Origin of the sequence: Candidatus Marimicrobium litorale, assembly GCF_026262645.1 — a bacterium.
GTDB lineage: Bacteria > Pseudomonadota > Gammaproteobacteria > Pseudomonadales > Halieaceae > Marimicrobium > Marimicrobium litorale.
The window spans coordinates 1-14,523 of sequence record NZ_SHNO01000001.1 but is presented as its reverse complement, the minus strand read 5'-3'; the positions used below and the strand labels follow the sequence as shown (position 1 = coordinate 14,523).

14 protein-coding genes are annotated in these 14,523 nt (G+C 56.2%); 9 read left to right on the top strand and 5 right to left on the bottom strand.

Features of this window, described 5'->3' with window-relative positions; genetic code table 11:
- Positions 1 to 89 precede the first annotated feature (89 nt).
- The 6 genes from rsxA to EYC82_RS00045 are packed head-to-tail and all read left to right on the top strand — an operon-like array spanning position 90 to position 5,697.
- Positions 90 to 668 carry an electron transport complex subunit RsxA gene (gene rsxA / locus EYC82_RS00070; protein WP_279247514.1) on the top strand — a complete coding sequence of 193 codons (579 nt, stop codon included), beginning with the start codon at positions 90 to 92 and terminating at the stop codon, positions 666 to 668.
- 6 nt (positions 669 to 674) lie between these two features.
- A complete protein-coding gene (gene rsxB / locus EYC82_RS00065) occupies positions 675 to 1,304 on the top strand; it encodes an electron transport complex subunit RsxB (protein WP_279247513.1) in 630 nt (209 codons plus the stop codon).
- Positions 1,301 to 3,310 carry an electron transport complex subunit RsxC gene (rsxC, locus tag EYC82_RS00060; protein ID WP_279247512.1) on the top strand — a complete coding sequence of 670 codons (2,010 nt, stop codon included), beginning with the start codon at positions 1,301 to 1,303 and terminating at the stop codon, positions 3,308 to 3,310. The genes rsxB and rsxC overlap by 4 nt, the downstream gene beginning before the upstream one ends.
- Before the next feature lies 1 nt (position 3,311).
- A complete protein-coding gene (gene rsxD, locus EYC82_RS00055; RefSeq protein WP_279247511.1) occupies positions 3,312 to 4,337 on the top strand; it encodes an electron transport complex subunit RsxD in 1,026 nt (341 codons plus the stop codon).
- Positions 4,337 to 4,984, top strand: coding sequence for an electron transport complex subunit RsxG (gene rsxG / locus EYC82_RS00050; RefSeq protein ID WP_279247510.1), 648 nt, complete (start codon positions 4,337 to 4,339; stop codon positions 4,982 to 4,984). The genes rsxD and rsxG overlap by 1 nt, the downstream gene beginning before the upstream one ends.
- Positions 4,984 to 5,697, top strand: coding sequence for an electron transport complex subunit E (locus EYC82_RS00045; protein WP_279247509.1), 714 nt, complete (start codon positions 4,984 to 4,986; stop codon positions 5,695 to 5,697). Before rsxG ends, EYC82_RS00045 begins: the two co-directional genes overlap by 1 nt.
- On the opposite strand, the gene EYC82_RS00040 is transcribed toward EYC82_RS00045, so the two are convergent.
- The 4 genes from EYC82_RS00040 to EYC82_RS00025 are packed head-to-tail and all read right to left on the bottom strand — an operon-like array spanning position 5,694 to position 8,259.
- On the bottom strand, positions 5,694 to 6,098 hold the full coding sequence (locus EYC82_RS00040; RefSeq protein ID WP_279247508.1) for a hypothetical protein: 405 nt from the start codon (positions 6,096 to 6,098) through the stop codon (positions 5,694 to 5,696). The two genes, EYC82_RS00045 and EYC82_RS00040, sit on opposite strands and share 4 nt — an antisense overlap.
- Before the next feature lie 10 nt (positions 6,099 to 6,108).
- Complete coding sequence (gene rimI, locus EYC82_RS00035) at positions 6,109 to 6,594, bottom strand: ribosomal protein S18-alanine N-acetyltransferase (protein ID WP_279247507.1); 486 nt, start codon at positions 6,592 to 6,594, stop codon at positions 6,109 to 6,111.
- An 18-nt stretch (positions 6,595 to 6,612) separates the two neighbouring features.
- Positions 6,613 to 7,326 carry a hypothetical protein gene (locus tag EYC82_RS00030; RefSeq protein WP_279247506.1) on the bottom strand — a complete coding sequence of 238 codons (714 nt, stop codon included), beginning with the start codon at positions 7,324 to 7,326 and terminating at the stop codon, positions 6,613 to 6,615.
- A gap of 48 nt (positions 7,327 to 7,374) precedes the next feature.
- Positions 7,375 to 8,259 (bottom strand): glycosyltransferase family 2 protein, encoded by an 885-nt coding sequence (locus tag EYC82_RS00025; RefSeq protein WP_279250622.1) that lies wholly within the window; start codon positions 8,257 to 8,259, stop codon positions 7,375 to 7,377.
- A gap of 295 nt (positions 8,260 to 8,554) precedes the next feature.
- Between EYC82_RS00025 and EYC82_RS00020 the strand changes: the two genes are divergently transcribed.
- From EYC82_RS00020 to EYC82_RS00010, 3 genes are all read left to right on the top strand, one after another.
- On the top strand, positions 8,555 to 9,766 hold the full coding sequence (locus EYC82_RS00020) for a putative Ig domain-containing protein (RefSeq protein ID WP_279247505.1): 1,212 nt from the start codon (positions 8,555 to 8,557) through the stop codon (positions 9,764 to 9,766).
- A gap of 226 nt (positions 9,767 to 9,992) precedes the next feature.
- Positions 9,993 to 12,497 carry an HD domain-containing phosphohydrolase gene (locus tag EYC82_RS00015; protein ID WP_279247504.1) on the top strand — a complete coding sequence of 835 codons (2,505 nt, stop codon included), beginning with the start codon at positions 9,993 to 9,995 and terminating at the stop codon, positions 12,495 to 12,497.
- A 59-nt stretch (positions 12,498 to 12,556) separates the two neighbouring features.
- On the top strand, positions 12,557 to 13,477 hold the full coding sequence (locus EYC82_RS00010; RefSeq protein ID WP_279247503.1) for an isopenicillin N synthase family dioxygenase: 921 nt from the start codon (positions 12,557 to 12,559) through the stop codon (positions 13,475 to 13,477).
- Here the strand turns inward: EYC82_RS00010 and EYC82_RS00005 are convergent, their stop codons facing one another.
- Positions 13,478 to 14,320 carry a M90 family metallopeptidase gene (locus EYC82_RS00005; protein ID WP_279247502.1) on the bottom strand — a complete coding sequence of 281 codons (843 nt, stop codon included), beginning with the start codon at positions 14,318 to 14,320 and terminating at the stop codon, positions 13,478 to 13,480.
- Positions 14,321 to 14,523: the final 203 nt, after the last annotated feature.

The window sequence follows — 14,523 nt, the reverse complement described above, 5'->3', positions numbered from 1 at the left end:
TCGTTTTTCAAAATCGCTAAAATAGCTACCTTAAATCAACGAGTTGGCTTGCGCCTGTAGAAGGGTGCGAGGCCACGAGTGACACGTTCATGCTGGCAGAGTATTCAATCCTGTTGATCGGCGCGATCCTGGTCAACAACTTTGTATTGGTGCAGTTCCTCGGACTGTGTCCGTTCATGGGTGTCTCGAATAAACTGGAGTCAGCCATGGGTATGGCAATGGCGACTACCTTTGTACTCACCCTGGCGTCGGCAGTCAGTAACCTGACTTACCACCTGCTGCTGATGCCCCTGGGACTCGGCTATCTGAAAACCATCGCCTTTATTCTGGTCATCGCTGTCGTAGTGCAGTTCACGGAAATGGTGGTCCGCAAAACCAGTCCGCTTCTGCACCGGGTTCTGGGCGTCTATCTCCCCCTGATCACCACCAACTGCGCGGTGCTGGGCGTAGCACTGCTCAACGTCAGCAAAGACCATAATTTTTTGCAAGCACTGTTCTATGGGTTTGGGGCTGGCGCGGGGTTCTCACTCGTACTGGTCTTCTTTGCCGCCATGCGTGAACGGCTTGCCGTGGCAGATGTACCGGAACCTTTCAAGGGGCCGGCCATCGGCATGATTACCGCCGGGCTTATGTCCCTGGCCTTTATGGGTTTTGCAGGGCTGGTATAGACGCACGTGATCGATTTACTCCTACAGTTTCCGCTGTTCAGTGCTCTGCTTGCCCTGGTAGGCATGGCCGCCGCCTTCGGAGCCTTGCTTGGCTTTGCCGCTGTCCATTTCAAAACCGAGGGCAACCCGATCGCGGATGAGATCAACAATATCCTGCCCCAAACCCAGTGTGGTCAGTGCGGTTATCCCGGCTGCCGCCCCTACGCTGAGGCCATCGCCGATGGGGAAGATATCAACAAGTGCCCCCCTGGCGGAGAAGCCGGTATACAAGCCCTGGCTGACCTGCTCGACGTGGAGCCACTGCCCCTCGACGAGGAGCACGGGGAAGAGGCAAATACACCCGCGGTCGCCTACATTCGAGAGGATGAATGTATCGGTTGCACCAAGTGTATTCAGGCCTGTCCGGTAGACGCCATCCTTGGCGCGGCAAAACAAATGCATACCGTGATCGCCAGCGAGTGCACGGGCTGTGATCTGTGCGTGGAGCCCTGCCCAGTCGATTGCATCGATATGATTCACGAGTCACCGTCTCTGCAAAACTGGCACTGGCACCTCCCTGATCCCGTGGGTCGCCAGGTTGAAATCATTGCCACTGACAGCACAGAGGGCGACGCGCCCCGGGACAGGGCAGCATGAGAAAAGTGTTTGATTTTCATGGTGGCGTCCATCCGCTGGAGAACAAGCACCAGTCTGTGCGTACACCTATTGCTAATGCTGGTATACCGCCAGAGCTGGTGATTCCGCTTTCGCAACATATTGGCGCACCCAGCAGTCCAGTCGTTGGGGTCGGCGATCACGTGCTTAAAGGTCAGGTCATTGCTGAAGCGCTGGGCTTTGTCAGCGTACCCAAACACGCGCCGAGCTCTGGCACAATTATAGCGATTGAAGAGCGGCTCATCGCGCACCCTTCCGGCCATTCGGCACCGTGTATCGTGATCGCTACCGACGGCAATGATGAGTGGGCGCCACTAGCAGACACCCGCCCCTACGAGTCTCTTGATAAATCGGAACTGCTAGAGCTTATCCGACACGCTGGCATCGCGGGTATGGGCGGCGCCGGATTCCCCAGTGCTGTGAAGCTATCGGTGAAAGCCGGCATCACCATCGATACCCTGATCATCAACGGCACCGAATGCGAACCTTACATTACCGCCGATGACGTGCTGATGCGCGAACGGTCCGACCGCATTATCGCGGGTGCGAAAATCCTGCGTCACCTGATCGCGCCCGGAGAAACAATCATAGGGGTGGAGGACAATAAACCGGAAGGTATCGCCGCACTGCGCAAAGCGGCTGAAGGCAGCGGTATCGAAATCGCTTCTTTTCCTACCAAGTATCCCTCCGGTGGAGAGAAGCAGCTGATAGAAATTTTGACCGGCAAGCAGGTACCCAGTGGTGGCCTGCCTTCTGATGTGGGTGTCGTCTGCCAGAATCTGGGCAGTGCGGTGGCGATTTACGAGGCGGTGGTGAAAGGCAAGCCACTGATTTCACGCATCACCACGGTAACAGGCGATGCGGTGGATGAGCCGCAGAACTTCGAGGTTTTGATTGGAACGCCCGTCAGTTACCTGCTGGAAAAAGCGGGCTACGAACCATCAAAAAACAACCGGCTCATTATGGGCGGGCCCATGATGGGTGTTACCGTACCAGATCCCTCCGTGCCGGTAGTCAAGACGACCAATTGCCTGCTCGCACCCACGCCACAGGAATTACCGGTTCCACCCCCTGCGCAAGCTTGCATCCGCTGCGGCATGTGCGCGGAAGCCTGCCCCGCAAGTCTGCTACCGCAACAGTTGTTCTGGTTCGCCCAAGGCAAGGAATTCGAGAAGCTGGAACACCACAACCTGTTCGACTGCATCGAGTGCGGCGCATGCTCTTACGCCTGCCCCAGCAGCATTCCATTGGTACAGTACTATCGCGCATCCAAAGCCGACATACTGCATCAGCGCAAGGAGCAGGAGAAAGCAGAACAAGCGCGCTTGCGCTTTGAAACTCGACAACAGCGCCTCGAGCAGGCGGAAGTAGACAAAGAAGCCAAGCGGGCCGCCCGCAAAAAAGCCGCTGAAGCGCGTGCCAAGTCCGCAGTAGACGACGGCGACGGGGAAGACCCAATACAGGCAGCGATCGCGCGAGCACAGGCGAAGAAAGCCGCACAACAGGCTGGCGAAGATGAGAGCGAACAGGAAAAACTGGAAAAAACGGTAGTTGCCGCACGTAGGCGTCTGGACACCGCCTCAACAAAACTTGAGGAAGCCAAAGCCCAGGGCAGCGAGCTGGTCGACGCGCTGCAGACCGGCTTGGACAAAACTCGCGCCAAATTGAATGCCGCGGAGAAAGCACTCGCCGCACTTGGGGAAGCAAATGCGGTTGTAGCAACCGAGAGCGAACCTACCGACGCGGCACAAGCCGCTATCCAGAGGGCCATGGCCGCCAGAGAAGCCGAGACCGCATTAAGCCCTGCCGAAAAAGCAAAGTCTGATCTCGATAAACTCGAGCAGCGACTGGAAAAGTCGCGCAACAAACTGGCACAAACCCAAGCGTCCGCCGGGGAAGAGAAAGTGATCGAGGCACTTGCCGCCACGGTGCAACGACTCGAGCAAAAAGTCGACGCCGCGCAACAGGCACTGGGCGAGACGAACTGATATGGCCTTAATGCGACTCTCGTCACCACACGCCCACGGGCCAGCAAGCACTCAGCGGGTTATGCTCAAGGTGCTAGTGGCAACCGTCCCCGGCATTATAGTACTGACGTGGTTCTTTGGTTACGGCACCCTTGTCAACATCCTGTTCGGCAGCGTGGTCGCACTCGCCTTTGAAGCACTTGCGCTGAAGCTGAGAGGGCGGCCCATTGGCTTCTACCTGTCCGACCTAAGCGCGCTGGTCACGGCCTTTCTCTTATGTATAGCACTTCCGCCCTACTCACCGTGGTGGTTGATCGCCACAGGTATGGCCAGTGCCATTCTGTTGGCTAAACATTTTTACGGCGGACTGGGCTACAACCCCTTCAACCCGGCGATGGTCGGCTATGTCATATTGCTGATTTCTTTCCCGGTACAAATGACGAGTTGGGCCGCACCGCGCGGGCTCGCGGCTACACCGGGTTTTCTCGAATCCGTGCAAGCATGTTTCATACCGGCGGCCTTTGACGGTATCACGATGGCAACACCACTGGACTTGTTAAAGCAAAATAGCAGCCTGCTCATCGAAGATCTCTGGACGCAGAATCCCTTGTTTGGCCGCTGGGGCGGCCTCGGTTGGGAATGGGTCAACATAGCCTTTCTTGCTGGTGGTCTCTGGCTGATGCAGCAGCGCGTGTTTACCTGGCACGCACCCATCGCCATGCTGGCCACCCTCACTTTGTTGTCCGCCCTTTTTTATGATGGCGGCAGCTCCGCCAGCGGCGGATCCCCGCTATTTCACCTGCTGAGCGGCGCCACCATGTTTGGGGCATTCTTCATCATTACCGACCCCGTCAGCTCCGCTGTGTCACTGCGCGGGCGGCTGATTTATGGCGCATTGATAGGTGCACTGATCTACATCATCCGGGTACGAGGAAACTATCCGGATGCAGTGGCTTTCGCGGTGTTAATCATGAATTTTGCCGCTCCGTTTATCGATTACTACACGCAACCAAGAACCTACGGGCACGGCGAGCGGGGCGAACCATAATGTTAGGGCAGTCCATTAGCAGGAACAGCTTGCTACTTGCGCTCTTCGCGGTCTGCACCACCGCGTTGATTGCGGGAACCTTCCTGTTTACCAAAGACAAGATCACCCTGCAGAAACGTATGGCGGAAGAACGGGCACTACTGGAAATCGTGCCACGCTCCCGCCACGACAATTCCATGCTGGACGATACTCTGGATGCCGGGCCCGACGCTGACGGACTGGGGCTGGCGGAGGGCCGCAAAATCTATCTCGCTCGCGCGCAGGGCCAGGTAGTCGCCGCCATTATTCCCGCCGTCGCTCCCGACGGCTACAGCGGCGTGATCGATATGATTGTCGGCGTAAATCGCGATGGCAGTATCGCCGGCGTCAGAGTTCTGGCGCACCGTGAAACGCCAGGATTGGGCGACAAGATAGACCTGAAGAAATCCGATTGGATAATGGATTTCGATGGCCGCTCCCTGCAAAACCCGGAACAGGAAGGTTGGGCCGTGAAAAAAGACAAGGGGGTGTTCGACCAGTTCACCGGAGCCACCATCACCCCGCGAGCGGTTGTGTCAGCAACCTTCAGGGTTTTACAATTTGTCGAGGCAAACAGGAATACGCTGTTTGGCGAGCAGGAGCTCGGCCCCACCGGAGATAAATCCTAATGGCGGAAGTCAGTTACAAGGACCTGTCGGTCAATGGCCTTTGGAAAAATAACCCCGCAATCGTCCAATTGCTGGGCTTGTGCCCTCTACTGGCTGTCACCGGTAGCGTGGTAAACGCCATTGGCCTTGGCCTTGCCACCATCATGGTACTGGTTATCTCCAATACGTCAGTCTCACTTATTCGCAACGTGGTCTCGGACGCGGTACGCCTGCCAACATTCGTGATGATTATCGCTGCGGCGGTCACCTGTATCGAGCTGCTCATGCAGGCGTTTACCTATGAGTTGTTCCAAATTCTCGGGATATTCCTACCGCTGATTACCACCAACTGTGTCATTCTCGGTCGCGCCGACGGCTTTGCTGCCAAGAACTCAGTGGGGCCCGCGCTTTACGACGGCTTTGCCATGGGCATGGGCTTTGCCGCTGTGCTGATTGTACTGGGAGGGATGCGGGAGTTGGCCGGAACCGGCGCTTTGTTTGCCAACATGGATTTACTGTTCGGTCCGGTGGCCGCTGACTGGAAACTTGTTGTGTTACCGAACTACGAGCCCTTTCTGCTGGCGATTCTTCCGCCCGGCGCATTCATATTCACCGGCTTGATCATTGTGCTGAAAAACCTGATCGACAGCATGATCAAGAAACGCCAAGACGCGTTAAAGGAAAGGCCGATCAAAGGCTCAAAACGGGTCAGGGTTACCGGCGCGGTATCCTAGGTAGCGTTTTCCAGCACCATCAGTGTATCCAGCAACTCGTTTACAGCGGCGTCATCCATTGCCTCGTTCTCCGTGTCGCAGCTGTAGGTAATAAATAACAACAGCGACCCACTGGCGACGTACCATTCGCGCATCGCACTGTCCTCTTCGCGGTAGCGGCTGGTAACACCCGCAAACTCCCCCAATGTTACCGCCTCCCATGACAGGGTCTGTTCCGACTCACGCTGCGCGATAGCAGCCAGCTCGTCTCGCCCGAACTCGCCCGAATCACGGTGCAGTGTACTGATTTGAATACAACCCACATCGTCCCTGTCACCGACAAGAACGCTATCGTCCTCGGCATCTGCCCACCACTCCGGTGGAATCGCCATACTCCACCACTCGGTATCCAGCACATTCATCGGTCAATCCTCATAGTGGCGCGGACATTAACAGAGCGTCCTCTCGCCCGTCCGCACACGGATAATACTGCTTGCGCGTTCCGTCTATGCTGAACCCGTTGCGCTGATACAGACGGCGAGCGGGCTGATTGGACTCGCGCACCTCCAGGAGGCAGCGAACCGCACCGACTCGCCGCATCTCCTGCAGGGCGCTGCACAACAGAGCCTGGCCGAGGCCTCGTCCCTGATACTCGGCGCACACGGCGATTTCGAGCACGGTCACCTCGTCCAGCACGCGGGCGTAAACCATAAAGCCAAGCACCTCGCCCGCTTCTTCGATGACCCTGACCACAGGGCCGGTCGTCCGCTCGTCCATGCAGGCGGCCAACAGACGCTCCTCAGACCACGGCGACAGGCTGACCGCGGCGGCGATAGTCGCCATAATCGCGGCCTCCTGCGGTGTGCCTGGACGGGTTATATAGGGTTGAGCGCGGCCAGAGCCAAAAGGTACTGTCATATCAGCACTGCGACCGTTTCACGCTGCTGAGACCAACGTCAGCAACGCCCGCCAGGCGGCGGGCTTCAGATCCGGGCGCTGCAGGAGTTCCGCGCTGCTTTCGATTTTGACAGTCCGGAACCCCAAATCGGGCAGCCGCTGCGCAGACCCTCCCCCCAGCATGACAAGGCCACGGCAACCCGATTCATCCAGCTTGCGCCCGATAAAACCGGCAACCGCGGCACGGGCGGATGCTTCACCCTGATCCAACTGTTGATTACTGTGCATCGGCCAGTCGAACTGCTGCACCTGCGGCTGCCCGGGAGCGGACTCGACCGCGCCCTCAGCGTGGCCCAGAGCACCTGCCATGGACTTAACCAGCTGCACTTGCTCAGTGGTAAGGGGCATGCCCGCCAGCTCCTCTACCCATAGCCAGTTTCCTGCCTCAATCGCGGCGAGGCTAAAGCGCGGCACGTCAACCGACGCAGCCGGGGTAACAGCTGTTACGCCGACCCCGCTGTCAGGCTGCGATGACCTGGCAGCCTGATCCGCGTTCAGTCGCGGCATCGGTGGCGTAGCGGGCTGGGCGGTGGACTCCGGGCGACCTGCCGGCTGCACAGGGTGAGCAGGTGGCACAATGGCCAGCCTCCGCGTTGGTGCAGCACCCGGCAGCTGCTCGCGCGAGACATAGGTGTCGACACCCAGTGCGTCAAGATACGCCAGCCGCCGCATTTCCTGCGAACCACTATCCATGACAATACGACCTCGTAAATGGGTAGTTTAACAGTAAAGACGACTGCACTATATCCATCGCCAGCCGTGATGATTGAAAAAACGGATGCCGGATGCGACAAAATAGCGCAGATGCCTCCAGCCTTTGCTGGCCGCGTAACCACCGTGATGCACAATACGCACTGAAGGGTCAAACACCAGTCGGCCCTTATTTTTCAGCCGCAATGACAGGTCGAAGTCCTCAAAATAGAGAAAAAACTGCTCATTGAACCCCCCGACGGCGCGCAGCTCAGCGGTTCGGGCGAGCATGAAGCAGCCGCTGGCTATAAGCACCTCCACTCGCGCCTTACCACTGCACCGGTCACGCAACTCATAAGCGTTCAGGCGCCGTCGAAACAGCCGTCTCACCGCCAGCGGGGCAAAGCCTCGCAGCAGCAGTACCAGTGCACTTGGGTAGTCCTTGCACAGGAACTCCTGTTCGCCGCTCCCGCCCGCCGCCCAGGGGCTAACCAGGATAATATCACTGTGTGATTGCAGGACGGACAGACCCGCCTGCAGGGTGTCTGGCTGCAGCTCCACATCCGGGTTAAGGACCAGGTGGTAATCGCTATCAAGCTCGCGGATCACCACATTGTGGCCGGGACCGAAACCCCGATTAGTTGACTGCCACTCGCATTGCAGTCGTAAGTCATCACTGGGCCACTCATTCACCAGCGCCGCTAATTGCTCGCGGTAAGTCGCGCCTGACGCATTGTCGACAAGGGTCACCGTGAGACCCCGCAACAAGCCTGACTCCTGCGCTTGCCCTGCGGCGACCGACAGGCTGCTCAGGGTCCTGTGCAAAAGACTGAGGCAGCTGTCGTGCAGAACAATCGATACGGAGAGCTGAACAGATAATGTAGAGGGGGCCGCCATCGCGCCGATGGTAGCAGTTGCCCGTGGCGGCGCAAGCATCGAAGCCACTGAAACCGCCACGGCGGCGCACTTGCAAGATACCCGCCAACAGCGTAGCAGACACCCTGGGGGCCGCAGGATAAGCGCCTGCCGAGGCGCCGCCATAAACCTTGTGTAAATAATCACAAAAAGCGCCTATCATTATGTTATAAATCGAGTTTTTGTGCGGTGTCGTGCTAAGCTCTAACGAGTCGAAGTGTTTACAGGTTGATCCCAGAGGCAAACGCTGCGGGGCCGACAAAAGCCGATAAAGCCACACGATCTGCTAAATAATGGCAGACAGCAGGGGATAACAATGATCATCAGAGGCGCCCACATCATCAGCCGTCTGGCTATTTTCTTCGCCGTCGTGTTTACCCTCATCGCCTGTGGTGGCGGTGGCGGCGGTGGCAGCTTTTACGACCCTGATGGTAATGAGCCACTGCCTCCGCCGCTCACCATCGCGACCACCGCATTAGCTACGGCCATTGTAGGCGTCGAATATACTGTATTGCTCGAGGCTAACGGGGGAGAAGGGTCCTATTCATGGGTCATCCTCAATGATGACAACACCGGACTTACGATCAACGACGCCGGTATTCTCAACGGTATAGTGCTCGAAAGCGGCACTTATGGACTGACTATTCAAGTTCGAGATAATGCGGGCAGTACAGATCGGACCTCTTATCTTCTCACGGTGACGGGAGGCCGCGACCCCGGACCGCTGAAGATCGCTACTGATTCGTTACCATCCACCACTCCGGGTGCCGACTATAACGCACTCCTTGTCGCTACCGGTGGTCAAAGCGACGACTATCAGTGGAACCTGGAAAATGGTGGTGGCAGCGGCCTGCAGTTGAGGCCCGACGGCCTCCTCAACGGCACCGCGCCTACTAACGGCCAATATGCATTGACAGTGTCGGTGGGGGATGGAGTGAGCACCAACACCAAGACATTTATCTTGGACGTAGGTGGCAATCCACTGACAATCACAACATCATCTTTGCCCGAAGCCGAAGTCGGCACAAGATACGTTGCTGTGCTGCAAGCATCGGGGGGTGTGGAGGCCAATTACATATGGGATATCGTCGATGATGACGGAACAGGCTTTACGCTCAGTCAATACGGCGTTTTATCTGGGACGCCTGCAGCGGTAGGCGATTATGGACTTGTAGTACAAGTCTTCGATGGCACCACCGACGTTCAGTCATCCTTTATCCTCATGGTCAGCCCGGCGGGCATACAGATCGTCAGCAGCAACCCGCTGCCAAATGCTGCGGTGGGAGTGGAATACACCACAACAATAAGCTCAAGCGGCGGCGGCCCCACAAGCACTTGGGAAGTGGTAAACACCGTGCCCACGATTGCAAACGGGCCCAACTTTACGCCACCCGGTAATGCCTCTACGGGGGTGCTGGGGTGGGCGGCCGGTAACATCGTCGCGGGGCAATACAAAGTCACCATTAAAGTCACCAATTCAGAGACAACAGACCAAAAGACATTTGATCTTGAGGCTGCAGATATTTAACGTCACCGCTAGTTTATTTTAGCGGCTTCTACTCACATTCGAGGAGCCGCCAATAGCACGCGATGCTGCGCTTCATCTTCACGACAGACAGCCGCAATGATCACATTGCGGCTTTTTTTCATTCCCATCTCCCATCTGGCTGCAACCTCAATACGCAGCAAGCAAAACTGATTGATAATAAAATTAGCGCATGGTGTCTACACAAAACGCTGTGGTACGCTAACTGATGCTGCAATTTTTTCGAAAAACGCACTCCACAATTCGCTTTACCGTGGTGACCGCCTTTATTGTTGTCACACTGCTTACCGCGAGCCTGGCGATTGGCCTGCAGTACTATTTTGGTCAGGCCATGGCGCGCGAGGTCGCCACCGATATTTACACCGCAACCGCCAACAGGGTGACCGGCGAACTGCGTAACATCGGCCTTATCAACGCCAACATTATCGACCTGCTTGCTGATAACCCGGCCTTGCAAGATCCGCAGTCGGAATCCGCGCACCTGACGATCTTCACCGAAGTATTACTGAAAAACCCGTTGTACCACGGCATCTACCTGGGCAGGAAAGACGACAGCTTTTACGAGGTGATTAACCTCAATGCCAGTCAACTCGCACGCACATCGTTACAGGCAGCACCCGCCGACCGCTGGGTCGTCATCTCCGATGAGATAAAAAAACATGGTAAGGAGCGACACTATCGCTACCTCAACGCAGAACTGGAGACACGGATCAGTAGATCGGAGCCTACTAGTTTTGATGTACGGTCACGCCCCTGGTATTCGAGCGCAATGGCAGCCACCGGAGTTCACGTCACGTCCCCCTATATGTTCGCGCAGCTGGGCATTCCCGGTCGTACGATGTCGAAACGGCTGCAAGAGACGGGCACTGTGGTCGCCATCGATATGACGATGGAGACGGTCTCCGCGTACCTGCGGCAACATCATGTCGCCAACCAGGGAGAGATTTACCTGTTTAATCGCGCGGGCGAGGTGATCGCTTCCAGTAAGGCCGATAAGACTGCAGTAGCTGCCCCTCCGTTACCGATACGTACAGCGCACGAAAATGCAGGAGGTTCTATCGTAACCCAACCGGACCTTCGCGCTATGAGCGCCACAGACAAGACGCCCGCCGGGCATCGCTCGGAGGCAATTCCCACCCAAATACTCACAACCATCGCCCACAATCCCGAGCTCCAGGGCACACTGGTCGAGACATCGTTAAATGACGATATTTATCTGGCCTATGCGGCCTCGACAGGCGCTAGGGAGCACCAGCTGTTTCTGGGTGTATTGTCCCCCAGAGATGCCGTGGTCAGGCCGTTTCTTGAACAAGTCAGAGTATCAATGATCGCCACGGCACTATTTCTGCTGTTACTCGTTCCTGTCACCTGGTTTCTTGCCAATCCGATTGTTCGACCGGTAAAACAGCTGGCACTGGAGAACGACAAGGTGCGGCGACGGGAATACGCCAGCGTCACCCGGGTGAATTCCCATATCCGCGAGCTCGACGATTTGTCTGAATCCATGGTGAGCATGGTAAGCGCGATACAGACACACGAGACGGCCCAGCGCGCGCTGATGGATGCCTTTATCGAAGTGATCGGACAGGCAATCGACGATAAATCAGCCTATACCGGCGGACACTGCAAGCGCGTACCCGAGCTCGCGCTTATGCTGGCAGAGAGCGCTTCGGCCAGTGATCATCCTGCATTTAAGGCGTTCCATATTGATTCGGACGATAAGTGGCGTGAATTCCGCATCGCTGCCTGGCTGCACGATTGCGGCAAGATCACCACGCCGGAACACATTGTAGATAAGGGAAGTAAGCTGGAAACCATCTACAACCGGATACACGAAATCCGGATGCGCTTTGAGGTGCTTTGGCGAGATGCAGAAATTGACTACCTGAAACAATGCGCAGCAGCGCCTGATCTGCAGCCGATGCATTTCGATCGGCTAGAGGAAAAACAGACTCAGCTAATGAAAGATTTTGCCTTCGTTGCCAGTTGTAATATCGGCGGAGAGTTTCTTGACGCGGACAAGCAGGAGAGGATCAAGACCATTGCCCAACGCACCTGGCAACGCCACTTCGACAACCGTCTCGGGTTATCACCATTGGAAGAACTGCGCAACAAAACCACCAGACAAGACCTGCCCGCAACGGAACACCTGCTGGCTGACAAGCCCGAGCACGTCATCGGTCGCGAACAGTCGGCTGATTATCCGCCTGCTCTCGGCATAGACATGGACATTCCGGACAATCTTTATAACCAGGGGGAAATCTATAATCTGACGGTTTCACGTGGCACCCTGACCAAAGAGGATCGCTTCAAGATTAACGAGCACATGATCAGCACCATCAAGATGCTCGAGAGCCTGCCGTTTCCGGAGGAACTAAAAAACGTACCCCGCTATGCATCAACACATCACGAGACTCTGAAAGGCACAGGTTACCCGCGCCGTTTGCCCGGCGATCAACTGAGTATTCCCGAGCGATTGCTGGCCATTGCAGATGTGTTCGAAGCACTCACAGCGGCCGACAGGCCCTATAAAAAAGCCAAAACAGTTGCTGCAGCCATCGATATCCTGCACAAGATGGTATTGGATGACCATCTCGACCGGGATTGTTTTGAACTCTTCCTGCGCGAAGAAATCTATTTACGTTATGCGAAAGAATTTTTGCACGATACTGCGCCGGAGGTACTTGATTTGGACAAATACCTCGCGGTATAAAAACGCAATGAACAACACCCCTGCAATAACAATACCTGGCAGACAGTTGCCGTAGTGCTATGACCCAAATTCCACTGATTAATTTCGAGGACGACCCAGCCACCGTGCGGGAGGCAATCATAGAGGCCTGCGAGGACTATGGGATTTTCAACCTGGTTAACCATCCGCTTGCAAACGACATCAACCGTGACGCACTGAGTGAAACTACCTTGTTCTTTACCCAGTCCATGGCGGAAAAGCAGGCGGTCGTTCGAACTCTAGACAATCCCTGGGGCTACTACGACCGGGAACTCACGAAGCAGCGCCGCGATCGCAAGGAAATCTTCGATTTCGGGCCCGGGTTCTCGATTCCGTGGCCTGCGGGGCGGCAGCACTTTCGGCGCACGATGGAGTTATACTCAGATCGCTGTCGTCACTTATCTCTCGATCTTCTGGACGCGTTCAGCCAGGCGCTGGGCGCCGAGAGCAGTGCGCTTCGAAACGCTTTCGATCCGGCCCATTCTTCCTTCACGCGACTCAATTACTACCCGGTGAATGACGCGCTGGCCGACACCGATGCGCCGGCGGCAGGCCCGCTCGGTATCAGTGAACACACAGATGCAGGCGGGCTTAAAGTATTGCAGCAAGGTGATGTGGCTGGTCTGCAGATTTACCACGACGGGTGGCATGATGTTAGCCCCGTGAAGGGTGCCCTAACGATCAATATCGGCGATATGCTGCAAGTCTGGTCCAACGACCGATTCAAAGCGCCGCTACACCGAGTGCGCGCAAGTTCAGGAAGCGACCGATACAGCATTGTGTTCTTTCTGAACCCGGCTATGGACTGCGTCGTCACACCCCTCCCCTCAGCCATCAATAGCCGAGATAAGCCTCATTATCGCCGGCTCTCCTGGCGAGAGTTTCGCGAGCTGCGAGCCCAGGGAGATTACGGAGACTATGGCGAAGAAGTGCAAATCAAGCACTACCGAACAGAGACTTGATCAGGGATCCTCACGCGGGGCCCAGTCTCTCGGATCAAGACGGTAATAAATACTGAGCTGTTCAAACAACTCAGGACGCCGATGATGCAGCTCATGGGGGCGCTCAAAAAATGTCTCGGTCGCCACAGCAAAAAACTCAGCGGGGTTGGTGGCGCCGTAGGTATCAATAACAGTGGGCAAGGCCCGCTGACTGCGCAACCTGAGGTCCTCGTAATTGGCTGACAAAACCCTCGCCCAGTTCTTGTAACTATTGTTTGATAATGGCGGCGCGCCGTTTGCTCGGCCGGAGCTTGAATCAAGTTGATGAGCAAACTCGTGCAGCACAACATTGTTACCGTCGGCAAAATCAGCGACTCCCTTCGCTACTGCGTCCCAGGCAAGAACGACCTTTCCCGTATCCCACGATTCACCGAGTAAATCGCGTGATGAGACAGAACGGGTGCCATCCTCCGATAGCTCCTCACGTTTCGCGACAAAGGTGCTGGGGTAGACCAGAATCGAGGTTAGGCCAGGATAAATTTGACCCTCCTGATTCAGAATCAAGAGACAGGCTTCGGCTGCGATGATTAATTGCATGTCATCGGTAATCACCAGCCCGGCGCAGCCATAGAACGTTTTTTCTGCAAGAAAGCGCTTTATCTTAACCCTCAGGCGTTCCTGAGCCTCCAGATCAAGCGCGATGTAAAAGGGCACAGAGCCTTCAAGACACCTGATCATGTCTCGCGGAAGCGGCGTAACAAGGATCTTTTTCTCCTTCCAGCGACGGTAGAACCGCACCAGCAAATAGACGCCGATAACGAGAGCGATGGGGAGCAAACCTATTAGGCCAGGAGAGTTTTCCATTGGGCATGCCTGCTATGAATTATGAATCTGCACTTGTGACAAGCGCCTAACCTGCGAGGCAGTGACGCGAGGGAAGAATACGCTGATCCCCTCTCACGGTGCAACACACTATGCGCAAAGAGGCGTCGATCCAGCACATTCGTCACCCATAAAAAATCCCGCAGCACTGACGCACTGCGGGATTGGGTTTAGAAGCCTGGCGA

What these genes read in the sequence shown, in the direction of transcription:
- rsxA (WP_279247514.1), top strand. Translation starts at nt 90, where the DNA reads ATGCTGGCAGAGTATTCAATCCTGTTGATCGGCGCGATCCTGGTCAAC.
- rsxC (WP_279247512.1), top strand. Translation starts at nt 1,301, where the DNA reads ATGAGAAAAGTGTTTGATTTTCATGGTGGCGTCCATCCGCTGGAGAAC.
- rsxD (WP_279247511.1), top strand. Translation starts at nt 3,312, where the DNA reads ATGGCCTTAATGCGACTCTCGTCACCACACGCCCACGGGCCAGCAAGC.
- rsxG (WP_279247510.1), top strand. Translation starts at nt 4,337, where the DNA reads ATGTTAGGGCAGTCCATTAGCAGGAACAGCTTGCTACTTGCGCTCTTC.
- EYC82_RS00045 (WP_279247509.1), top strand. Translation starts at nt 4,984, where the DNA reads ATGGCGGAAGTCAGTTACAAGGACCTGTCGGTCAATGGCCTTTGGAAA.
- EYC82_RS00040 (WP_279247508.1), bottom strand. Translation starts at nt 6,098, where the DNA reads ATGAATGTGCTGGATACCGAGTGGTGGAGTATGGCGATTCCACCGGAG.
- rimI (WP_279247507.1), bottom strand. Translation starts at nt 6,594, where the DNA reads ATGACAGTACCTTTTGGCTCTGGCCGCGCTCAACCCTATATAACCCGT.
- EYC82_RS00030 (WP_279247506.1), bottom strand. Translation starts at nt 7,326, where the DNA reads ATGGATAGTGGTTCGCAGGAAATGCGGCGGCTGGCGTATCTTGACGCA.
- EYC82_RS00025 (WP_279250622.1), bottom strand. Translation starts at nt 8,259, where the DNA reads ATGCTTGCGCCGCCACGGGCAACTGCTACCATCGGCGCGATGGCGGCC.
- EYC82_RS00020 (WP_279247505.1), top strand. Translation starts at nt 8,555, where the DNA reads ATGATCATCAGAGGCGCCCACATCATCAGCCGTCTGGCTATTTTCTTC.
- EYC82_RS00015 (WP_279247504.1), top strand. Translation starts at nt 9,993, where the DNA reads ATGCTGCAATTTTTTCGAAAAACGCACTCCACAATTCGCTTTACCGTG.
- EYC82_RS00010 (WP_279247503.1), top strand. Translation starts at nt 12,557, where the DNA reads ATGACCCAAATTCCACTGATTAATTTCGAGGACGACCCAGCCACCGTG.
- EYC82_RS00005 (WP_279247502.1), bottom strand. Translation starts at nt 14,320, where the DNA reads ATGGAAAACTCTCCTGGCCTAATAGGTTTGCTCCCCATCGCTCTCGTT.